Annotated in this window: 17 protein-coding genes; 7 read left to right on the plus strand and 10 right to left on the minus strand. The window is 63.7% G+C overall.

What is annotated here, in order from left to right; translation table 11 throughout:
- The first annotated feature begins 160 nt into the window (after positions 1-160).
- Entirely contained in the window at positions 161-1696 is a 1536-nt protein-coding gene (locus HGK27_RS29125) for an ArnT family glycosyltransferase (protein ID WP_206244274.1), read from the plus strand.
- 51 nt (positions 1697-1747) lie between these two features.
- Here HGK27_RS29125 and HGK27_RS29130 read toward each other — a convergent pair whose 3' ends face one another.
- From HGK27_RS29130 to HGK27_RS29150, 5 genes are read right to left on the minus strand one after another with little or no spacing between them, the layout of a single operon-like run.
- Positions 1748-2125 (minus strand): c-type cytochrome, encoded by a 378-nt coding sequence (locus HGK27_RS29130; RefSeq protein WP_206244275.1) that lies wholly within the window; start codon positions 2123-2125, stop codon positions 1748-1750.
- A gap of 47 nt (positions 2126-2172) precedes the next feature.
- Entirely contained in the window at positions 2173-3222 is a 1050-nt protein-coding gene (locus HGK27_RS29135) for a sugar phosphate isomerase/epimerase family protein (RefSeq protein ID WP_206244276.1), read from the minus strand.
- 11 nt (positions 3223-3233) lie between these two features.
- Complete coding sequence (locus HGK27_RS29140; protein WP_241127585.1) at positions 3234-4355, minus strand: Gfo/Idh/MocA family protein; 1122 nt, start codon at positions 4353-4355, stop codon at positions 3234-3236.
- Positions 4356-4412: 57 nt separating this feature from the next.
- Entirely contained in the window at positions 4413-5372 is a 960-nt protein-coding gene (locus HGK27_RS29145) for a sugar phosphate isomerase/epimerase family protein (protein WP_206244277.1), read from the minus strand.
- A complete protein-coding gene (locus tag HGK27_RS29150; RefSeq protein ID WP_241127586.1) occupies positions 5372-6562 on the minus strand; it encodes an MFS transporter in 1191 nt (396 codons plus the stop codon). Before HGK27_RS29150 ends, HGK27_RS29145 begins: the two co-directional genes overlap by 1 nt.
- A 125-nt stretch (positions 6563-6687) precedes the next feature.
- On the opposite strand from HGK27_RS29150, the gene HGK27_RS29155 reads away from it, so the two are divergent.
- From HGK27_RS29155 to HGK27_RS29170, 4 genes are all read left to right on the plus strand, one after another.
- Entirely contained in the window at positions 6688-7254 is a 567-nt protein-coding gene (locus HGK27_RS29155; RefSeq protein ID WP_206244278.1) for a gluconate 2-dehydrogenase subunit 3 family protein, read from the plus strand.
- A 40-nt stretch (positions 7255-7294) separates the two neighbouring features.
- Positions 7295-8980: a GMC oxidoreductase gene (locus HGK27_RS29160; protein ID WP_206244279.1), complete on the plus strand. Its 1686-nt coding sequence runs from the start codon at positions 7295-7297 to the stop codon at positions 8978-8980.
- 61 nt (positions 8981-9041) lie between these two features.
- Complete coding sequence (locus HGK27_RS29165; RefSeq protein ID WP_206244280.1) at positions 9042-10052, plus strand: LacI family DNA-binding transcriptional regulator; 1011 nt, start codon at positions 9042-9044, stop codon at positions 10050-10052.
- A 537-nt stretch (positions 10053-10589) separates the two neighbouring features.
- On the plus strand, positions 10590-13715 hold the full coding sequence (locus HGK27_RS29170; protein ID WP_206244281.1) for a sensor domain-containing protein: 3126 nt from the start codon (positions 10590-10592) through the stop codon (positions 13713-13715).
- 37 nt (positions 13716-13752) lie between these two features.
- Here HGK27_RS29170 and HGK27_RS29175 read toward each other — a convergent pair whose 3' ends face one another.
- Both HGK27_RS29175 and HGK27_RS29180 read right to left on the minus strand, forming a co-directional pair.
- A complete protein-coding gene (locus HGK27_RS29175; RefSeq protein WP_206244282.1) occupies positions 13753-14859 on the minus strand; it encodes an aromatic ring-hydroxylating dioxygenase subunit alpha in 1107 nt (368 codons plus the stop codon).
- A gap of 20 nt (positions 14860-14879) precedes the next feature.
- Positions 14880-15926 carry a PDR/VanB family oxidoreductase gene (locus HGK27_RS29180; RefSeq protein WP_206244283.1) on the minus strand — a complete coding sequence of 349 codons (1047 nt, stop codon included), beginning with the start codon at positions 15924-15926 and terminating at the stop codon, positions 14880-14882.
- Between the two features lie 60 nt (positions 15927-15986).
- Between HGK27_RS29180 and HGK27_RS29185 the strand changes: the two genes are divergently transcribed.
- Positions 15987-17186, plus strand: a complete 1200-nt coding sequence (locus HGK27_RS29185; RefSeq protein ID WP_206244284.1) for a LysR family transcriptional regulator — start codon at positions 15987-15989, stop codon at positions 17184-17186.
- An 11-nt stretch (positions 17187-17197) separates the two neighbouring features.
- Here the strand turns inward: HGK27_RS29185 and HGK27_RS29190 are convergent, their stop codons facing one another.
- The 3 genes from HGK27_RS29190 to HGK27_RS29200 form a co-directional block, all read right to left on the minus strand.
- Entirely contained in the window at positions 17198-18442 is a 1245-nt protein-coding gene (locus HGK27_RS29190) for an MFS transporter (RefSeq protein ID WP_206244285.1), read from the minus strand.
- Between the two features lie 61 nt (positions 18443-18503).
- Complete coding sequence (locus tag HGK27_RS29195) at positions 18504-19640, minus strand: nuclear transport factor 2 family protein (protein WP_241127587.1); 1137 nt, start codon at positions 19638-19640, stop codon at positions 18504-18506.
- 48 nt (positions 19641-19688) lie between these two features.
- A complete protein-coding gene (locus tag HGK27_RS29200) occupies positions 19689-20405 on the minus strand; it encodes an alpha/beta fold hydrolase (RefSeq protein WP_206244287.1) in 717 nt (238 codons plus the stop codon).
- Between the two features lie 179 nt (positions 20406-20584).
- Between HGK27_RS29200 and HGK27_RS29205 the strand changes: the two genes are divergently transcribed.
- Positions 20585-21643, plus strand: a complete 1059-nt coding sequence (locus HGK27_RS29205) for a cupin domain-containing protein (protein WP_241127588.1) — start codon at positions 20585-20587, stop codon at positions 21641-21643.
- Position 21644: the final 1 nt, after the last annotated feature.

Here is a 21644-nt window from a genome sequence, read left to right on the forward strand (position 1 = left end):
GCACAGGGTCTTCATCTGGTTCCTGAGCGAGCCTGCCGGGCGGCAAGGGGGCGTGCGGGTCATAGGCTCTGGATTTTCAGGGCATAAGGTGTATTATTTAAATAATACGGATGCTATGCCATCACGGTCGGATGACGATCATCAGGGGAGGGAATGTGCAGTGAGCCCGGATTCCACACAGGCCCCCGCCGTGAGGGAACGCACCGTGCTGGCGATCGCTGTGGTGGTGGCCTTGCTCCACGCCGCGATCGGCGCGCGTTACGACCTGTTTCGCGACGAGCTCTATTTTATCGTCTGCGGGCAGCATCCGGCTTTCGGCTATGCCGATCAGCCGCCGCTGGTCCCTTTGATCGCCGCCAGTTTTTACAGGCTGGGGCTGGGCGCCTTTGGTGTGCGCCTGCCGCTCGCACTGGCGGCGGGGGCGATGATGGTTCTGGCGGTGCGTTTCTCGCAACTGCTGGGCGGCAAGCGGCTGGCCATCGTGCTGGCCACGCTGGCCGTCTGCACTGCGCCGATGCTGCTGGGGATGAGCGCGGTGTTGAGCACCACCTCTTTCGATCCCCTGGCCTGGACGATGATCGCCTATTGCTTCGTGCGGGCAATCCGCCAGGGGGAAGACCGCTTTCTGATCGTGGCCGGGCTGGTGGCCGGGCTCGATCTGCAGGCCAAATATGCCCTGCCCTTCTGGGCGACGGGGCTGGCAATTGGTTTGCTGGCCACGCCCCAGCGTCGGCTCCTGCTGCGGCCGGCGCTTTGGCTGGGGCTGGTTCTGGCGGGGCTGATCGCGCTGCCATCCTTCCTCTGGCAGATGGCGCATGGCTTTCCCTTTCTGGAACTGATGGCCGCCGCCAAGGAGAAGAATGCCGATACGCCGCTCGGCTCCTTCCTGCTCAATCAGGTCTTTGTGATGAACCCCCTGCTGGCGCCGGTGTGGATCGCCGGGCTTCTCGGGCCTTTCCTGATCGGCAGGATGAAGGATTTGCGTTTTCTACCGATTGCCTGCGTGGTGGTGTTCATCCTCACCCGCCTTGGCCATGGCAAGGATTACTATCTGGCGGCCTGCTATCCCACGCTTTTTGTGCTGGGGGCCTGTGCCATCGCGCAATGGGCCGGGACGATCCGGCGCCGCCGGGTGGTGATGGCCGGAGCAGGTGCAGCGGTGCTGGTGTCGGTGCTGCTTTCACCCATCGCGCTGCCGGTGCTGCCGCCGCCCTTGCTGGTGGCCTATGTGACGCGTCTGGGCATTGCCCCGCAGCAGCAGGAGCGCAGTTTCCGGGGAACCGTGCTGCCGCAACTCTTCGCCGATCAATTGGGCTGGCATGATTTCGCTGGTCAGGTGATTTCGGCATGGCACCGTATCCCTGAGAATTTGCGCGGGCAGACGGGCATCAAGGTCGATAATTACGGGGAGGCGGCCTCGCTCGACCTGTATGCCGGGCCGCTGGGCCTGCCGCCGGTTCTGAGCGGGCATAACCAGTATTTCCTGTGGGGCCTGCGGGGGCAAAATCCCACCGACATGCTGGTCGTGCAGAACCATGTGGAGCGGTTGCGCCCCTATTGCCGGGAAACGCTGGTGCTGGGCGAGACCTCTTCGCCCTATGCGATGGCCTTCGAAAACGGCAAGGTCATCGCGTGGTGCCGCGGGCTGCGTCAGCCGCTTCAGACGCTGTGGCCGGAGGTCAAGAATTACAGCTGAGAGCCTGCGGCTGACCACCCGTCAGATCCGCAGGCTCCGCCTGTCGCAGGCTTATTTCAGGGTCAGGAGATAGTCGATCACCGACTGGCGGCGCTTGGCATCGGGCAGGGCGATCACCATGCGGGTACCGGGCACGGCCTTGGTCGGCGCGGTCAGGAAGCGGTCGAGATTGGCCTTGTCCCACACCAGACCCGAGGCCTTCAGCGCCGGGGAGTAATTGGCGAAGCCTGAACTGGCCGCCTTGCGCCCGCCGACGCCGAAGAGATTGGGCGCAAGGGTGGGCTTGGCCTCCTTGGCGCTGACATGGCACATCTGGCACTGCTGCTTGAAGATGGCGGCGCCCTCCGGTGCGGATTGCGCGGCGGCGAGGGACGGGGCGAGCATGGCGCTGAAGGCGGTCGCGAAGGCGATCGTCTGGGTAAGTTTCATAGGGTTCTGGCCTTTTTGGTGGGTTCAGCTTCTTTGGCGTATCGTGATCACAGGCCCATCAGGCGCTTGTTGAGATCACGATCCGCGCCGGATTTGGCGAAATCGTCGAAGGCATGGGGCGTTGTGCGGATGATGTGCTTGGCAATGAAGGGAGCACCCTCCGCCGCGCCATCCTCGGGGTGCTTTAGCGCGCATTCCCATTCCAGCACGGCCCAGCCGGCATAGTCATACTGCGCCATCTTGCTGAAGATCTGCGTGAAATCGACCTGCCCGTCGCCTAGCGAGCGGAACCGACCGGGCCGGTCCACCCAGCCCTGATAGCCGCCATAGACGCCGCTGCGGCCATTGGGGCGCAGTTCGGCATCCTTCACATGGAAGCATTTGATGCGCTCGTGGTAGATGTCGATAAAGGCCAGATAGTCGAGATGCTGCAGCACCATATGGCTGGGGTCGTAGAGGATGTTCGCGCGGGGATGGTTGCCGAGGCGGTCAAGGAACATCTCGAAGGTGACGCCATCGTGCAAATCCTCGCCGGGATGCAGTTCGAAGCCGATATCGACGCCGTTCTCATCGAACACATCAAGGATGGGCTTCCAGCGGCGGGCCAGCTCATCGAAGGCATCCTCGACCAGCCCGGCAGGCCGCTGCGGCCAGGGATACACATAGGGCCATGCCAGAGCGCCCGAGAAGGACGCATGGGTGGTCAGCCCCAGACGGCGCGAGGCGACCGCACCCAGCTTCATCTGCTCGACAGCCCATGCCTGCCGCGCCGCCGGATTGCCGCGCACATGCGGCGCGGCAAAGCCGTCGAACTGCGCATCATAGGCCGGATGCACCGCCACCAACTGGCCTTGCAGATGGGTGGAAAGTTCGGTGATCTCCAGACCCTTGTCAGCCAGAAGCCCCTTGATGTCATCGCAATAGGTCTGGCTCCCGGCGGCCTGTTCCAGATCGAAGAGGCGCGGATCGGTGGGGATTTGCAGGCCCTTGTAGCCCAGACCCGCCGCCCAGTCAGCCAGACCCGACAGCGTGTTGAAGGGCGTGGTATCACCCATGAATTGTGCCAGGAAGATGCCCGGTCCCTTGATGGTCTTCATATCGTCTCGCCTTAAACCGTGAAATCGACCCAGCCCGCGCCCTGCGCGCTGGCATGAACCGCCGTTTCGATCAGAGCCATGCCGCGCAGCCCATCGGCGATGCCGGGGATCAGCGCGCCATCCTCGCCGCGCAGCAGACGCGCGAAATCGCGATAGAGATTGGCGAAGGCCTCCAGATAGCCTTCCGGGTGGCCGCCCGGCGTGCGACTGGCCCATTGGGCATCGGGGCCCAGATCGGGGTCGCCTGCCTGCACCAGTTCGCTGCGGCCATTCTCATGGAACAGCCAGAGCTGGTTGGGCTCTTCCTGACGCCAGCGCAGGCCGGCCTTTTCGCCATAGATGCGGATGGTGAGGCCATTGCGCTCGCCGACGGAAATCTGCGACGCCAGCAGAGCCCCGCGCGCACCATTTTCAAAGCGCAGCAGGATCTGGCAATCGTCATCGACAAGCCGCCCCAGCACCACCGTGCCTAGATCGGCCAGAATTTGCGTGACCTTCAAACCCGTGACGAATTCGGCCAGGTGAAAGGCATGGACGCCGATATCCGCCACGCAGCCGCCGATGCCCGACCGTGAGGGATCGCCGCGCCATTCGGCCTGCTTGCCGGTGTCGGGCTTGGCCAGCCAGCCTTGCGGATATTCGACCACCACCTTGCGGATTGCGCCCAGAGCGCCTGCCGCCACCCGCGCCCGCGCCTCACGCACCAGCGGATAGCCGGAGTAGGTGTAGGTGAGGGCAAAGGGCTTGCCCGCCTTCTCCACGATGGCGGCCAGTTCATGGGCCTGCGCCAGTGTGGTGGTGGCAGGCTTGTCGCAGATCACGGGCAGGCCTGCTTCCAGTGCGGCTTTCGCGGCGGGCAGATGCATATGGTTGGGCGTGGTGATCGCCACGAAATCAATGCCATCCTCGCGCGCGGCTTCCTGCGCGATCATCGTCGCAATATCGGGATAGGCGCGCAGCGGATCGATACGATAGCTCTCGCCTGCCGCGCGCGATTTCTCCGCGCTGCTGGAAAAGGCGCCGGCAACCAGTTCGATCTCGCGGTCCATCTCGGCGGCCAGACGATGCACCGGGCCGATAAAGGACCCCGGTCCGCCGCCGATCAATCCCATGCGTAAACGGCGTGAAGCCATGGTTCAATTCTCTTTCGAAGGAGCCGGGAGGCATCCGCACGCCCCCCGGCAACATCCTCAGGCCTTGAAGCGCGAGAGGAAATCGTAGGACATCTTCACCGACTCAAAGCGGTCATGCGCGAAGGGCGGTTCCTGCTCGACAAAATAGTGCTGCACCCCGGCCTCCACGCAGGCGGGCAGGATGGCATGCCAGTTCAGCTTGCCCTGACCGACCTCGCAAGGGTCTTGCTGCAGCGCGTAATTGGTCCTGGTGGTGGGCTTCACATCCTTGAGGTGAACCATCTTCACCCGGCCCTTCAGTCGGCGCAGCTCAGCCACCGGATCGAGCCCGCCTGCCGTCACCCAGCCCAGATCGAGTTCGAGGAACACCAGACCCGGCTGAAGCTCCTTGAGCAGCACAGCCCAGCCGGTGGTGCCGCCTTGCGGGCGGAATTCCATATTGTGGTTGTGATAGCCCAGCTCGATGCCATGGGGCTTCAGGGCTGCAGCACGCTCATTGAGCATATGGCCCATGCGCTTCCACATATCGATCCCGCCTGCCTCGATCCCCTCGATCAGCGAGGCGCGCCCATCGGGGCCGGGCTTCCAGTCATCGGGCAGCAGGGGGATGGGCAGCACGGCCTTGCCGATGCCCAGAGTGCCCAGCGCATCGGCGATTTCCTGTGGGCTGCTCATCAGCGTCAGCGAGCCGGGGGGCAGGCGATTTGGCAGGCCCATATGGATCGAGCTGAATTTCACACCCGCCTTGTCGCCCTCTTCGCGCAGCGCCTTGGGGCTGCGGCCATAGAAGCTGGGCAGCTCGAACTCCTTGTAGCCGGTGGCGGCCAGACGGGTCAGCGTTCCCGAAAGATCGTTCTGCGCCGCCTCGCCCAGCGTGTAGAGCTGAATGCCGATGGGTTTGTTGATCCGCTTGAAGAAGGGCGTGGCGGGCGCTGCGGCCCAGCCCGGGGTGGCGGCGGCCATGCCTGCCGCTCCCATGCCTGTAAGCAGGCTGCGGCGGTTCATCTCAAAAGCCATCAGATATCCTCCAAAGACCCGGCGGGTGCCGCCGTGGGTGGGTGAAAGGCAAAGGCAAGCACCAGCGCGCCCAGCAGGGCCAGCCCCGTGGGGACGTAGAACAGCGTCTGGTAATCGACCTTGCCATCCGCGCCGGTGAGCGCGGCAATCAGATTGGGGAAGACGTAGCTGGCCACCATATTGCCCACGCCCAGGATCAGCAGGTTGAACAGGCCCTGCGCGCTGGAGCGGACATCCTTGGGGAAAGCGTCATCCACGAAGATGTAAACCGTGGCGAAGAAGAAGGCGTAGCAGATGCCGTGAAGCAGCTGCACCGCGATGATCGCCGGAATGCTGTCGGCCAGCAGCGAGAAGGCGAGGAAGCGCGCGGCATGGCCAAGGATGCCAACGATCATCGTCACGCGCCAGCCAAGCCGTACCAGCACCTTGCCCAGCACCAGCATGGTGAGGATTTCCGCCACCTGCCCAAGGCTGAGCACCACCATCGAGAGATTGCCCGCAATCCCCACGCGGTTGGTGAGAAACGCGTCCGACATCACGAAATAGCCGTTATGCACCACGGAATCGATGAAAGTGACGAAGAACAGCACCGCGACATAGGGCTTCTTCAGCAGGCCCAGCGCCCGGCGCCAGGCCAGCGCATCCACGCCGTCATGCTCGGCGGTCTTGGGCGGGGTATGGGGCAGCGTCAGCGAGAAACCGGCGAGGATGAAGGAGATGACGGCGGAGACGATGAAGATCGCCCGCACGTCGATCGCGGTGGAATGGGCGCCCAGAATGAAGATGAAGGGCCAGCTGGCCATGATCCAGCCCACCGTGCCGCCCGCGCGCACCGTGCCGAAATCCTTGCCATCCTTGAGCGCGGCAAAGGCGATGGTGTTGCTGACCGAGAGCGTGGGCACATAGACCAGGCTATAGGCCAGATAGAAGAGGAAAAAGGGCAGGAACTGGGTGACGAAAGCCGCGCCCAGCAGGCACGCCCCGCCGATGACATGGCTGACCGCCATAAAGCGCTCGGCGGAGAAATAGCGGTCGGCGAACTGATTCGAGAAAAAGATGCCCACCACCGAGGCGATTCCCCAGCAGCAGCCCACCAGAGCCTGCTGCGAGGCTGAAAATCCCAGCATGCCCATATAGGGGAACAGCTTCGGGGCCCAGGCGCCCCAGATCGCCAGCTGCAACGCCATCATACTGAAAAGGCGTAATTTCTGCATTGTTGTTGACAAGATCCGATCCTCTGCCCCATATTTTTGTAAACGTTGCCAGAAAAAATCGGCATCGGTCAAGAACACAAATATGGAAGAGGGGATTCTGGATGATCGAGCTTGATCGTCGGCGGATGCTGGAGGGTGTCGGCGCCCTGATCGGCCTTGCTGCCCTGCCTGCCAGCGCCTTGGCCGCGGTCGCGGGGAAGGCGCCCTCGCTGGACAAGGGCACCACGGCGCTGGCCACCGCCTTTGCCGATACGCTGATCCCGCAGACCGACACGCCGGGCGCGGTTCAGGCGGGCGTGCCCGCGCAATTCGATGCCCTGATGCGCGACTGGGCAAGCCCTCCACATCGCACCGCCTATCTGGCCGCTTTGAGCGCGATTGATGCCGCCGCCGTGGCGCAGGCGGGCAAGCCCTTTGCCCTGCTGCCCGCCGCGCAGCGCCTGACGGTTCTGACCGCTTATGATGCGAAGAATCTGGCGGGCAATATCGCTTATGCCTCGCTCAAAGATTTGTTTATCAACCTTTATTACCTGAGCGAGCCCGGTGCGACCGTCGAGCTGCGTTACGAACACAACCCCGGCGTATGGGAGGCCTCAACCCCGATCACCGCACAGACGCGGGCCTGGGCCGGGGCCATGCCTCCCGGAAAATTGCTGATGATCGCCTGACAGCCTCATCGCCAGAACAACAGAAATCGTGGAGAGATTGATGTTCGACGCCATTGTCATCGGCTCGGGGATGAGCGGCGGGATCGCCGCCAAGGAATTATGCGAAAGGGGCCTGAAGGTCCTGATCATCGAGCGCGGGCGCAAGCTGGAGCATGGCTCCTCCTACACCGACTGGATGCAGCCCTGGGACCTGCCCAACGCAGGCAGCATTCCCGAAGAGGAGCTGGCCAAGGACTACCCGATCCAGCGTCAGTGCTATGCGGTCAACAGCGCCACCAAGGACCTGTGGGTCAAGGATAGCCAGCATCCTTACGAAAGCGCTGAAGGCAAGCCTTTTTCCTGGATCAGGGGCTATCATCTGGGTGGCCGCTCGATCATGTGGGGGCGCCAGACCTACCGCTTTTCCGAGATGGATTTCTCCGCCAATGCCCGTGACGGCCATGGCATCGACTGGCCGATCCGCTACGCCGATCTGGCGCCATGGTATGACAAGGTGGAGACCTTCATCGGCGTCTCGGGCGCCAAGGAAGGCCTGCCGCAGCTGCCCGATGGCCAGTTCCTGCCCGCCATGGCGATGACCGACACGGAAAAGCTGTTCAAGGAGGCCGTTGAAAAGAGCTTCCCCGGTCGCAAGGTGATTCAGGGCCGCTGCGCTCACCTCACCGAGCCACAGCCGCATCATATCGAGCTGGGGCGCAACCCCTGCCAGTATCGTTCGCTGTGTGAGCGCGGCTGCAGCTTCGGAGCCTATCATTCCAGCCTGTCCTCCTCGCTGCCGGCGGCGGAGCGGACCGGCAATCTCACCATCGTCACCGATGCCATTGCCCATTCCATCATCACCGATCCCAAGACGGGCAAGGCGACCGGCGTGCGGATCATCGATCAGAATACAAAGGAGAAACGCGTCTATGAGGCGCGGGTGATCTTCCTTTGCGCCTCCACCATCGGCACCGCGCAGGTGCTGCTCAATTCGCGCAGCGATGCCCATCCGCGCGGGCTGGCCAATGGCTCGGATCAGGTCGGGCGCAATCTGATGGACCATGTCTATGGCCCCACCGTGGCAGGCGTGATGAACGGGCCTGACACCTATCATCGCGGGCGCCGCCCCAATGGCATCTACATCCCGCGCTACCGCAATCTGGAGGCGGACGACACCGGCTACCATCGCGGTTACGGCTATCAGGGCGGGGTGATGCGCGAGGGCTGGCGCCCCATCGCCGATGGCGAGCCGGGTGTGGGTGCGGATTTGAAGAACCGCGTGCGCCATCCCGGGCCATGGTCGGTGCGGCTGTCAGGCTTTGGCGAGATGCTGCCCGATCCGAACAACCGCGTCACGCTGCATGCCACCAAGACTGATGAATGGGGCATTCCGCAGCTCACCATCGATTGCGCTCATGGCGAGAATGACAAGGAACTGGGCCGCCGCATGCTGGAGGATGCCAAGGCCATGCTGATCGCGGCGGGCGCCACCATCACCGGGGAAAGCGGGAGGCTGCATCCGCCGGGGTTGGGCATTCACGAAATGGGCACGGCGCGTATGGGGCGTGACCCGAAAACCTCGGTTTTGAATGGTTTCAACCAGGCGCATGAGGTGCCCAACCTGTTCATCACCGATGGCGCGGCCATGACGTCGAGCGGGTGTCAAAATCCCTCGCTCACCTATATGGCCATGTCGGCGCGCGCGGCCTATCATGCCAGTGAGTTTATGAAAGCCGGTACGATTTAAAGGGTCTGGATTGCGGGGCAGGGCGTTCGCCGCGCCCCGCAATCGGTTCAAGGGAGCAGTTTTGGTCACCATCCGCGATATTGCGAAGCGTGCAGGGGTCTCCGTAGCAACCGTGTCGCGCACCCTGCGCGAGCCCGAGGCCGTGCGCCCTGTCCGGCGGGAGCGGGTGCGGGAAGCCATCGAGGAAATGAACTATGTCCCCGATGCCGTTGCCCGCCAGCTGCGGCGGCGCACCAATGAGACGATCATCGTCATCGTGCCGGAGATCGCCAATCCCTTCTTCTCCGGCATTGTGCAAAGCATTGAAAATGTCGCCCATGATCTGGGTTACCGGGTGCTGATCGGGGAAACGCAGGGCAAGCAGGAAAGGCTGGACTATTACGCAGATCTGGTGCTGACCCGCGTGGCGGATGGTTTGATCCTGCTCGGCTCGCTGCTGCCGCGCATTGTGACGGCGGCTCTGGAGGCGGGGCGGCAGGAATCGCCCATTCCGCTGGTGCTGGCCTGCGAGCGTTTCGATGGGCTGGATTGCCCGAATGTCACCATCGATAATGTGGCGGCGGCGCAGTTGGCGGTGCGCCATCTGATCGAGCAGGGCTGCAAGCGGATCGCGACGATCACCGGGCCTCTGGACAACACGCTCGGTCTGGATCGTTTACAGGGCTATCAGGCGGCTTTGGCGGCGGCGGGGCTGCCCAGCGCAGCGCAATGGCAGGTGGAGGGCAGCTTCTCCATCGAATCCGGCCATGCGGCCATGCATCAGCTGCTCGACACCGGTCCGATGCCCGACAGCGTGTTTTGTGCAAATGATGAAATGGCCATCGGCGCGATGCAGGCTGTCCGCGAGCGTGGCCTGATGATCCCGCGGGCGATGGCCATCGTGGGCTTCGATGATCTGCGCTTCGGGGCCTATGCCGCACCGCCCTTGACCACAATTCGCCAGCCAACCAATGAGTTGGGCGAGGTGGCGATCAGGATGATGGACGCCGTTTTGCATAAGCGCCCTCTGGAGCAGAGGCTGGTGGTACTCCCTCACAGTCTGGTGCCGCGCGAGTCTACGGCCCGGATTTGAGGGGGCGTTGCCTTCATTAGGCCGAGATTTGTAATCGGTTCCAATATTGTGCGGATGGGTGCCTTGCCGAACCTGTGCCATTTTTATTTGATAACGGTTACAAAATGTGGCGATCCCGCAAAACTTGCCTGCCATGATCAGTCCATGACGGGAAAAATGCCTATCGCTTCGCACGTTCCAGCGAGGTCGAAACACAACGCAGGCTGACGCACCGTATCGCCACCGGGAAAGCGTGGATCGGCCGATATGTAGCCGGTCGAAACATATTGCGCGCCGCTGGCAAAGGCGGCCTCGCGGTGGCTGATGTCGTTGATGCGCGCAAGGGCCGGGGCCTAGGCATCTGGCGCCGCGCCAGGCATCATCAGACGCGGAAGGGCCATTATCAAGAAATCCGGAAAAAGGCTTCCATGGCAGCACTTTGCCGCAGTTCCGTGGCGCTATTCCCCACCTCCCGATAACTGCATAGGCCCGCGTTAAGCTAAACCGATCTTAACCTATGTTCGCCACAAGGGCGCCGTGCGCAACCGGACGATGTAGATGCTTCACGAGACGATCGAACCCTATCTGACACAGGCCGATGTAGAGGCCATGGAACTGAGCATCGGGCGCATCGCCTTCGCCCGCGACGGCACCATCCTGCGCGTGAACGAGCGCTGCCTCGCCCTGTTTGACTACGCAGGCTGGGAACTGGTGGGGCGCAACCGCAGCATCTTCCGCCCCGCCGCCTCCGGCCAGAATGAGCCCGACGCCATCGATCGCGCCTTCGCCAGCGGCCAGCCCTTCTTCGGCGATATGCGGCAGATCCGGCGTGACGGCACGCCGCTGTGGACCGAGGTCTCCTGCATCCCGATCCGCAATATGGGCGGGCCCGTCGATGAGGTGATCATGCTGGTGCGCGATGTCACCGACCGGCGGATGGCGGCGGTAGACGATGCCGGGCAGATCGCCGCGATCAACACCTCGCAGGCGGTCATCCATTTTGCGATGAACGGCACGATCCTGCATGCCAATGACAAGTTCCTCGCCGCCACGGGCTACCGGCTTGAGGATATCGTCGGCCAGCATCACCGTATGTTCGTGGATCGGGCCGAAGCGCTTGATCCGGCCTATGAAAGCTTCTGGGAGGGGCTGCGCAATGGAACGCATGCCTCTGGCGAATATCGCAGGCTTGGCAAGGATGGGCGGGCGGTGTGGCTGCGCGCCACCTACAACCCCATCTTCGATCTGGAGGGGCGCCCTTTCAAGATCGTGAAATATGCCGTCGATGTCACGCCCGAGAAAAAGCAGACCGCCGATTTCCATGGCCAGATCGCGGCCATCGACAAGTCGCAATGCGTGGTCACCTTCGCGCCGGATGGCACGATCCTCGATGCCAACCGCAATTTCCTCGATGCCGTGGGCTATTCGATGGCGGAGCTGGAGGGGCGGCATCATCGCATGTTCGTCGATCCTGCCCATGCCCACAGCCTCGACTATGAGATTTTCTGGAGCGATCTGGTTGCCGGGCACCATCGCAGCGGGGAGTTCCGCCGCATCGGGCGCGACAAGCGGGAAATCTGGTTTCAGGCGATCTATAGCCCGGTGCTGGATCAGGAGGGGCGTCCCTTCAAGATCGTCAAATATGCCACCGCCGTCACGCGCGAAAAGCTGCGTCAGGCCGATCATCAGGGGCAGATCGCCGCGATCCACAAGTCGCAGAGCGTCGTTTCCTTCGACATGGACGGCATGATCCTCGACGCCAATGACAATTTCCTTGATCTGACGGGTTATCGCCTCTCGCAGGTGCGTGGCCATCACCATCGCATGTTCGTTGCGCCCGAGGAGCGCGATGGCGAGGCCTATGCCGCCTTCTGGCGCGACCTTGCCGCCGGCCAGTACAAGAGCGGCGAGTTCAAGCGCATCAGCCATGACGGGCGCGAGATCTGGCTTCAGGCCTCCTACAACCCCATTCTCGATATGAACGGGCGGCCCTTCAAGGTTGTGAAGAATGCCGTCGACGTGACCGAGCAGAAGCTGCGCCAGGGCGATTATGAGGGGCAGATTGCCGCGATCCACAAGTCGCAGGCGGTGGTGTCCTTCGCGCTCGACGGCACGATCCTCGATGCCAATGACAATTTCCTGACGCTGATGGGCTATGCCTTGCCCGATGTGGTGGGCCGCCATCATCAGATGTTCCTCCATGCCGAGACGGCGGCAGGCGCTGAATATGAGGCGTTCTGGGCTCAGCTGCGGCAGGGGCGTTTCATGTCCGCCAAGTTCCGCCGCCGCGCGCGCGATGGGTCGGAGGTGTGGATTCAGGCCTCCTACAATCCGATCTATGACCTTAACGGTCAGCCCTTCAAGATCGTGAAGATCGCCACCGATATCACCGCCGATGTCTCGCTGGCTGCCGATCTGTCGCGCGCCCAGCGCGAGGTGCAGCATGATGCCGCCACCGGCCTGCCCAACCGCCTCGGCCTGCGCACCTTCATGCGCGAGATACTGGCGGCCACGGACAGCGAACTGGCGCTGTTTTACCTCGACCTCGATCATTTCAAGCCGATCAACGACACCTTCGGCCATGATGTGGGCGATCTGGTCCTGCGCACGGTCGCGGCGCGTCTGAAAGGGGCCATCGGCGCCGGGCAGATGGCCGCGCGCATCGGCGGCGATGAATTCGTGGTGGCCGCCGCCAATCTGCAACGCGCGCAAATCGTGGAACTGGCCGAGCAGCTGATTGAGACCGTCTCGCAGCCCATCGCCCATGGCGACCGCTGGCTGGAGGTGGGCCTGTCCATCGGCATCGCCCTGACCCCGCAGGACACGCTGGAAGAGGACGAGCTTTTTCGCTTCGCCGATGTGGCGCTGTACCGCTCCAAGGGCAGGCAGCGCGGCAGCTTCACCTTTTATGCCGAGGATGCTGAGGACTCCGCCGAGGCGGAGCGCCATCTGGCGCATGACATGCTCTTTGCCATCAAGTCCCGGCAGTTCGATCTGGCCTGCACGCCGCGCCTCTCGGAAAGCGGCAGGCTGGCCATCGAACTGCAGCCTCGCTGGAACCACCCCAGCCTTGGCCGCCTCGGCACGGAGGCCTTTTTGCGCGTGGCGGAATGCAGCGGGCTGATCGTGCCTCTGGGCGACTGGATGCTGCGCACGGCCTGCAAGCTGGCCAGGGACATGCCCGAGGCGACGCTCTGCATTCCGATCTATCCCAGGCAGCTGCTGGGCAGTGATCTGCCCGAACTGCTGATGCTGGCCCTGCGCGAGAGCGGGCTGAAGGCCAGCCGCTTCGAACTAAGGCTGGAACGCGGCACCGCTCGCGTCAATCCGGAAAGCCTGAACGCCGATTTGATCCGGCTGCGCGCCATGGGCGTAACGGTGGTGGCTGACGATGTCTTTCTCGATCAGGAGGCGCTGGCCTCTCGTGCCTTATGGAGCAGTGACCGCGTGATCGTGGACACGCGCCTGCGCGGCTTGCTCCGTCGCCAGTCGCATCCTTTGATCGAGGCGATCGAAGCTGCCGAAGCCGTGGAGTTTCCCTTCGGCACGCGCCGGTTCGATATGGACGCGGATCACGGTCTGCACAGTTTTACCCTGCTGGAACCTGTCGCCAGTGGTGATATCGCCAAGGTCCTGCGCCATGCTCTGGCCGAGCAGCCCGTCCCTCTGGCGGTGAGCCGCTGAGCGCAACGCTCGGCGGCTCCGTCGGATTGCTGCAACTTCAATCCTGTTCCGACATGGCCAGGCGGTACATGATCCGCCGGGCCATCAACCCGGGCTTGTCAGGTGCGAAGCTGAGGTCGAACTGCTCCTCGCCATCGGTACGGACCACCGCGTTGATCCACTGCAGCGCCTCGACATCCTCGGAATAGGCCTGCGTGTGGGCTTCGAGCATGAAGCGGTCGATGGCAGGGTCTTCAGGGCGGTAATCGCGCGAGTTGAACCACCAGTAATGGATCGAATTGTTGGTCTCCGGCGTGAAGACATGGGTGATGTTGTAGCGATAGAGGCTTGGTTCGCCCGGATCGGGATCGGGCACCGCCACGCGGGCATAGGCGGTGTGCAGGGCGGGCGAGGCGAAACGCGCCTCCGATGAGCGAGTAACTCTTTTGTGCATGATGTTGGCGGGCTTGCCATAGACGCCCGGCGGCGGGGCATCGCGCAGCTCCCGGCGGATCACCACCTGTCCATTCTCGGTGGAGGCGGTCAGTGTGGAGCGGGCATAGTCCGGCGTGCCCACCGTATCGGGATGCAGGAAGGGGAAATGGGTCTGGTCGATCAGATTTTCATGCATCGCGACATAGTCGCACAGGATATGGAAATCGCCCGAGACCGTGCCCCAGGTGGGATCGCTCAGCCAGGGGGTGTCGGGGATCAGCACCTCATCGGCCAGATCGGGCGCGCCCATCCAGATCCAGGCCAGTGGCCCGCGATCGACGATGGGAAAGGTGCGGACCGAAGCCGTAGCAGGCGCATGGCCCATGGCGGGCAGATGGGTGCAGGCACCATCCGCGCCGAATTCCATGCCGTGATAGCCGCAGACCAGCCTGTCACCCACCAGCTTTCCGCGCGCCAGCGGGAAAGAGCGATGCGGGCAGCGGTTGCGCATGGCGACCGGCTCGCCCGCCTCGGTGCGATAGAGCACCACATCCACGCCGAGGAATGTGCGCGCGAGCGGCTTGCGGTTGATCTCGCCCACACGCGCCGCCGCATACCAGCAGTTGCGGATCAGCGGCGTGGTGTTGTTGGCGAAGCTGCCGCAATCATGGGGCTCCATGGCCGCGAAGATGGCATTGTCGCTGCGGGGATGATCGAGCGTGGAAGCCATGGGATGGTCCTTTCGGGATATCAGAGATCGAGGTTGAGCAGGTGACCGGTGATGCGCGAGCAGCAGATGGTCATCTGGTGGGCGCGGTCTTCGCCACTGCAGATGCGGTCGCGGTGGTCGAGCGCGCCGTCGCAGCTCAGCACGGCGGTGGTGCACAGGCCGCATTCGCCGCGACGGCAATCGGCATAGGTGTCCACTCCGGCGCCTTCCAGCGCATCAAGGATGGTGGTGCCCGCTCCGACGCGCACAATGCGGCCATCCTTCAGGCGGACCTCGAAAGGCTGGTCTTCCGGGCGGTGAGCGGTGTTGAAAATTTCGAAGCGGATGCGCTCGGGCACCCAGTTGAGCGCAGCACCGGCTTTGATCAGGTCCTCGATCATGCCGGATGGCCCGCAGACATAGGCTGTGGTGTCGGCCGGTTGCGCGGCGAGAACCGCCTTGAGATCCGGCACGCCCTGCCTGCTGGTTTCGGCCACGGTGAGGCTTGGCCCGCACATCGTCGCCAGCTCCTCAACATAGGCCATCTGGGCCTTCTCCACGCCGACATAGAGCAATGAGAAGGCCTGTTGCCGCGTCACCAGCGAGCGGGCCATCGCCAGGATTGGTGTGATCCCGATGCCGCCTGCCACCAGTAGCGTGTGCGGCTGACGGCGCGCCAGACGAAAGGCGTTGATCGGGCGTGAGACGCGCAGCCGCGTGCCGGGCAGGAGGTGGCGATGGATAAAGTGAGACCCACGCGCCCGGTCCTCACGCCGGACAGCGATGCGCCAGAAAGGTTCGCGCACGGTCCCCGCGGTTAATGGGCCGATCAGCGAATAATGGCGCAGAAAGCGATCTCCCGCGCCGCCGAAGCGCAGTTCGATATGGCTGCCAGCCTCGGCCAGCGACAGGGCCTGGCCATCGGCAGCGCCGATCAGAAATTCGGTGATGCGCTCTGTCAGCGTGCGACGGGTGAGCACCACCGCATCGAGATATTTGTCCTGCATGGGCTCTCCCTTGCGGCGTGCTTCCGAGCCGAAGCGTGCTGCCTTGATCCGGATCGAGCCTAGCCGAGGCGGAACAGGCATGCTTATGCAGTCTGGATATAAGCCTTGCAGAATTGATATAATGCCATCATCGTCTCGCATATGTCCGGCGAAACACAGGCTTTGCTGTCGCTCAAACAGGTCCGTGCGGTGGTGGCGGTGGCGGGAAATGCCAGTCTGGCGCGCGCCAGCGAAAGTCTGAACATCAGCCAGAGCAGCCTCTCGCGCATCATCCATGATTCAGAGGGCACGCTCGGCCATGGCCTGTTCCAGCGAGGATGGAACGGCATGGAGCCAACATCTGCCGGCGCCATCGTTATCCAATATTGTCTGCGCATGGCAGGCGCCATTGCCGAGGCGCAAGACCGTTTGCTGGCAGCGGGTTGGCGTCTGCGCGATCTGGCCTATCATCTGACATGGCCGATGCTGGAGGTGGTGGAGGCCGTCCGGGTGACGGGCAATGTCTCTCAGGCAGCGGCGGTGCTGGGCATGCCTCAGCCCAATGTCAGCCGGGTGCTGGCTCAAATGACGGCAACCCTGGGCTGCCATCCTTTCATCCGTCATGCCAAGGGCATGGCGGCAACGCCCGCCGCCATCATCCTGTGCGATCTGCGCGAAAAGTTGCGGGCCGAGGCGCTGCAGCTTCCCGCCGCTTTGGCTGCCTTGAGCGGCATGCTGGTGGGCCGCATCGCGGTGGGCGTTCTGCCCTTTTCCGAGCAGGACATTGTGGTTGAAACCTTCGCCACCTTGCTCCGCGATCATCCCCATATCCGGCTGCAGGCCGTCACCGGCAGCTATGGCGCCTTGAGCGAGGCCCTGCGGCGCGGCGAGATCGACGTTATGATCGGCCCGCTGCGTGGTGCTTCGCTGTCCGCCCATCTTGAGGAAAGGGTGCTGCTGGAGGAGGTGCTGACCTTTATCGCCCGGCTCGGCCATCCTCTGGCATGCGGGCCGGTTTCGCTGGACGATCTGGTCAAGGAAGGCCTTGTGGTGGGCCCCTATGGCACGCCCACACGCCAGTTTTTCGAAACCCTGCTGCTGGAGCGCAACCTGCCGCCGCCCGCGCGTATCTGCGAAATGGTGACCTTCCCGCTGGCCGAGCGCATGGTGATGGAAAGCGAAGCCATTGGCCTGCTCACCTATTCACCGCGCAAGCGTTTTTTGGCGGCTCAGCTGCTGGCGATCATCGAGGCGGATCTTCCCGAAAGCCGAAGGGCGATCGGGCTGACGACGCTGAAGGGCAAGCCTTTCACCGCCGCTCAGCAGGTGTTTATGACGGCGATCACCGGCGTGCTGCCGTGATCGTACCCGCTTCAGACCGCCAGCGTTTCGCGCTGGCTGATCCACAGGAAGGCCGCCAGCGTAAAGGCCAGCGCGGCGCAGCTCATGGCGATGGGCATGCCGACCTGTTGGGCGATGCTGGCGGTGATCAGCGGCGAGAAGAAGCTGATGATCCGCCCCCAGTTGAAGATCGAGGCGGCGGTCGATTGCAGATGGGGCGGGTAAAGCTCGGCCATCCACGCGCCCCAGATCACGCTGGAGCAGAGCGTCGCGCCATAGATCAGCCCGAGCCCGCGCAACAGCATCACATTCGACGGCGCCAGCAGAAAGGCCACAATCGCCGCCGAGGCGATAAAGAAACCCACCGCATTGAAGCGCCGCCCGAAGCGGTCCGCCGCCCACCCCCAGAAGAAACCGCCCGCGATGTTCCCGGCAAATTGCCACGCCAGCAGATTGCCTGCCAAGGCCGAGGAGAAATGCCGTTCTCCGGTAAGATAGGTGGTCAGCCAGCCGCTGAAGGCAGCATAGCCGAAGAAGTTGAGGCCCGTCATGGCCGCCAGCGTCAGGGTCTGGCGGCGCACATCGGGGGCGAACAATTCGCGCACCGGCAGCTTGTCGCCGCGCTGGCTGGCCAGATCGATGCGCGAGCCCGCCGGGATCATCACATAGGCCACCACCGAGAGCACCAGCGGCGGCACACCGCCCGCCCATAGCAGATTGTGCCACTGCCCCGGCGCGACAGCCCCCATCGCCAACCCCAGCGCCACGATGGAGAAGCTGAAACAGGCGTTGAGAATGCCCGCCAGTCGCCCGCGCACAGTGGGGCGGAACAGGTTGCAGTAAATCCCCACGGCGACCGGAAAGCTGGCCCCGGCGAATAGCCCCAGCAGAAAGCGCTGCGCCAGCAATTGCGGATAGCTGCCCACGGCTGTTCCGGCGATCAGCATTGCGCCATAGCCTGCCACCAGAAGCGCGAACATCCGTTTGCGGCCATAGCGGTCGGCCAACTGGCCGATCACCACTGCGCCGGTCAGCGCGCCAGCGCCTTGCGCCGAATAGGTCGAGCCCGCCTGCATCAGCGAGAGGCCCAGCGACTCGCGGATAAAGGGGCGCAGCACGTCCACCGTGTTCCACGCCCAGCCATAGAGGAACTCGCAGACCATCAGCAGGATGAAGATCGCCACCTGATGGGGCAGGGCGATGTCCGGCGTGTCGATGGTGGCCTGCTGGGGCTCGGGCATGGCGGAGGCGGGCAGGGCAGGGTTGGCGGTGGGCATCCTCGAAACACTCCGGCGAGGAAAGGGGGGCGGGGCCGCGCGGGGCCCCGCCCTGTCACGATCAGGCGGCGGCCTGAAGGGCGGCCAGCTTCAGCTGCACCAGCATCGAGAACTCGTCATAGACCGCCCATTCATCGACGATCTTGCCGTCTTTGATATGGAAATGCGTCACGCCCATCACGAAGAGCGGATGGCCGGTGGGCGCCCCCAGCGAGCCATAGCCCAGATGATGGCCATCCATCACCCAGCGCAGGGCATATTTGGTGCCGCCTTCCTCGCTCTCCACCGAGCAGATATGCTGCGGCACAAAGCTGCAATCGGGCATCAGCGCCACAAGGCGCATCGTCTGCTGCAGCACCGCCGCCACGCCATACAGCTCGCGCATCAGCGGGCCGTGCCACTGGCAGTTGGGGGCGTAGATCTCGTGGATCTTGCCGAACATGCGCTTGTTGTAGATGTGGTGCAGCCAGGTGAGCAGCTGCGCCTCGCCCTCGTTGTTGGCGATGGAGAGGTCGGCCTCGCTCTCGGGCGGATATTGGCCCAGCAAGCGGCGGTTTTCGGCGGTGTCCATCACCGGCTCGCCAAGGTCGAACTTGCGCTGGGCCAGCGATTGCGCGAACTCATGCGGGTCGATCCCGACCTGGATCAGCGGACCCATATTATCCCGCACGATCCATTCCTTGTAGATCTTGTTCTCAAGGATCATGCAGTCGGCCACGGTTCGGGTGCAGTAGGTGCGGCCCGTGGGCTTGCCCCAGGCGCCGATCTGCGTGTGGCGGCCCGAGCCATGCGTCATATGGCTGGTGTAGAAGCCGTTCACATCGTCGCCGTTCCAGATCACCTGCTGCGCCATGCCGCGCCGGTCGGGGAATTCCACGAGGCGCTGGATGGTGTCGCGGATATGGGTTTCGCGGTCATACATCGTGCCCAGCGTGGTGTAGGCGACGCAATTGTGGGTGTAATGGCTGTAGATCAGCCCGACATCGCGTTCGTCCCAGATGCGGTGGGTGCAGCGCACGATGTAGTCGACGATGTCGGTGTAGCAATCGTCGAAGCCGCGCATGCTCTGCACGCGGGGGCGGTTTTCGGGCACGAGCTGGGTGAAATCGCGGCGTTCGACCTGCAGCACGCGGCCCGGCTGGGCAGGGACAGCTTGCGGGGCGGCGGCGGGCTTTTTTGGGGTTTGGGCGTCAGTCACGAAAGGCCTCTCCATTGTGCGACATCAGTGGGTTTTATGGGATGGATGTTATGGGTGGGCGGGCGCGGGCGCCAGCCATTCGGCAAGCGCGCGGGCGCAGAAATCGGGACACTCAAGCGGCAGGAAATGACCCGCGTCTTGGGCGATCTGCAAAGTGGCATGGGGCAGGCCAGCAGCCAGTTCCTGCTGCAAAGCGGGCGGGGCGATCTGGTCTTGCGCGCCGCCCAGCACCAATGCGGGCATGGTCATGGCGGGCAGCAGAGGCCGCTTGTCGCTGCGGGTGAGGGCGACTTCGGTTTGCTGTGCCAGCGTGTCTTGCGGTGCTTGCCGGGCCATATCGCGGATAAGGTTGCGCAGTGAGGCATCCTCCAGGTGCCGAGCCGCAACCGAACGGGGCCAGAGACTGTCGACCGCCGCAACCGGATCGCTGGCGCCGGCGGCGCGGCGGGCTGCGTGATCCGCTGCAGGCACGTGGCGGCCATTGGCGGCGATCAGCACCATGGCGCGGACCCGCTCCGGGGCGATGACCGCCAGTTCCAGCGCCACGATGGCGCCCAGCGAAAAACCCACAGGAATGAAGCGGGCGGGGGCGGTGCTTAGCAATCTGCGGGCCAGAGCCTCGGCGCTGGGCAGGCCGGTCATATCCCCATGCAGCACATCGCGCGTCACTCCGGCCAGCATCGGTGCGAACACGCGCGCGTCGCACAGCGTGCCGGGCAGCATCAGCAGCGGCCAGTCAGGATCGATGCGCGGTGGCGCTGTCACGTGTCCATTCTCCCGTCCGGGATCGATGGTTCGTCCCGGCTTGTTGATGCAGCGCCCGCCAAAATTGCTTGCGCTGGGCATGGCGATGGATTAGCACATTTGCATTCGAATGCAAGTGTGGGATGAAAAATTCCGGCCGTGACCGGAGATTTGGGGCCCTGAAGACAATGGAGCGATTCGTGACACAATCTGCAAACGGGGGGATCGCCAGCGATGGGCTGGCTGGAACGGCGATGGCCGGCCGTCTGGTGCGCTATGCCGACCTCGTGCCCTGCCGCACCGCTTTTATCGACACCCGCACCCCCGGTTCGACCGAGAAGGAAAACTTCACGATCATCGGCCCGGGCGTGTCTGAAAGCCCCGATCAATTCGTGCATATCGCCCAGCCGCATGGCTTCAACATCGGCGGCGCGCGTCAGCCCTTCGGTTGCGTCAATTCGCAGCACAGCCATGAGACGGCGGAGGTTTTCGTCGTCCATTCCGGACATTGGCGGCTGCTGTTCGGCCCCAATTGCGAGGACGGTTCGCTGGAGATCGGCCCCGGGGATGTGGCCTCGGTGCCGACGCAGATGTTCCGCGGTTTCGAGAAGGTCGATGAGGGTACGGGCTTTCTCTGGGTCGCGCTGGGGCAGGATGAGCCCGGCAAGGTGACCTGGGCGCCTGCCGTGCTGGAGGCTGCCGCCGATTTCGGTCTGAAGCTGACCAAGGGCGGCCAACTGATCGACACCAGCAGCGGCGATTACGAGCTGCGCGATGTCGAGCTGGAAACCGGCCTCGATGCCGAGGCTGCCGCGCAATTGCGCACGCCGCCTTTGGAAAAACTGCTGCAATGCGTGGTGCGCGCCGGGGAGGCTCCTGCCAATCCTGACTCGCCGCTGGCTGCGCCGGGCGTGGTGGAGGCCGGGGTGATCGTGCCTCAGGCCACCAACGATGGCTTTGCGCCGGGGCCGATTTCCGGCTGGTGGCCGCATGGCTTCAACCTGCGCCAGCTGACCCTGCAGACCGGCGCTTATGTGCCGCTGCATGCCCGCGCCGAGGAAGAGGTGATCTTCATCCAGTCCGGCACGCTGGAGGTCAGCTGGGCCGATGGCAGCCTGATTATGGGCGCGGGCGATACGCTGACCGTGCCGATTGGCCTGCAGCATGGGTTCCGCAACACCGCCTCCGTGCCGTGTGAGGCGATTGTCGTGCGTGGTTCGGAAGATCCCGCAAGGCCGGTGTTCGCCAGCCAAGGCTAAG

The sequence above is a fragment of the Novosphingobium terrae genome, from assembly GCF_017163935.1.
Taxonomy (GTDB): domain Bacteria; phylum Pseudomonadota; class Alphaproteobacteria; order Sphingomonadales; family Sphingomonadaceae; genus Novosphingobium; species Novosphingobium terrae.

Excerpts from the sequence above, each read along its gene's own strand:
- HGK27_RS29130 (WP_206244275.1), bottom strand. The coding sequence starts at position 2,125 with ATGAAACTTACCCAGACGATCGCCTTCGCGACCGCCTTCAGCGCCATG.
- HGK27_RS29135 (WP_206244276.1), bottom strand. The coding sequence starts at position 3,222 with ATGAAGACCATCAAGGGACCGGGCATCTTCCTGGCACAATTCATGGGT.
- HGK27_RS29140 (WP_241127585.1), bottom strand. The coding sequence starts at position 4,355 with ATGGCTTCACGCCGTTTACGCATGGGATTGATCGGCGGCGGACCGGGG.
- HGK27_RS29145 (WP_206244277.1), bottom strand. The coding sequence starts at position 5,372 with ATGGCTTTTGAGATGAACCGCCGCAGCCTGCTTACAGGCATGGGAGCG.
- HGK27_RS29150 (WP_241127586.1), bottom strand. The coding sequence starts at position 6,562 with ATGATGGCGTTGCAGCTGGCGATCTGGGGCGCCTGGGCCCCGAAGCTG.
- HGK27_RS29155 (WP_206244278.1), top strand. The coding sequence starts at position 6,688 with ATGATCGAGCTTGATCGTCGGCGGATGCTGGAGGGTGTCGGCGCCCTG.
- HGK27_RS29160 (WP_206244279.1), top strand. The coding sequence starts at position 7,295 with ATGTTCGACGCCATTGTCATCGGCTCGGGGATGAGCGGCGGGATCGCC.
- HGK27_RS29170 (WP_206244281.1), top strand. The coding sequence starts at position 10,590 with ATGCTTCACGAGACGATCGAACCCTATCTGACACAGGCCGATGTAGAG.
- HGK27_RS29175 (WP_206244282.1), bottom strand. The coding sequence starts at position 14,859 with ATGGCTTCCACGCTCGATCATCCCCGCAGCGACAATGCCATCTTCGCG.
- HGK27_RS29180 (WP_206244283.1), bottom strand. The coding sequence starts at position 15,926 with ATGCCTGTTCCGCCTCGGCTAGGCTCGATCCGGATCAAGGCAGCACGC.
- HGK27_RS29185 (WP_206244284.1), top strand. The coding sequence starts at position 15,987 with ATGTCCGGCGAAACACAGGCTTTGCTGTCGCTCAAACAGGTCCGTGCG.
- HGK27_RS29190 (WP_206244285.1), bottom strand. The coding sequence starts at position 18,442 with ATGCCCACCGCCAACCCTGCCCTGCCCGCCTCCGCCATGCCCGAGCCC.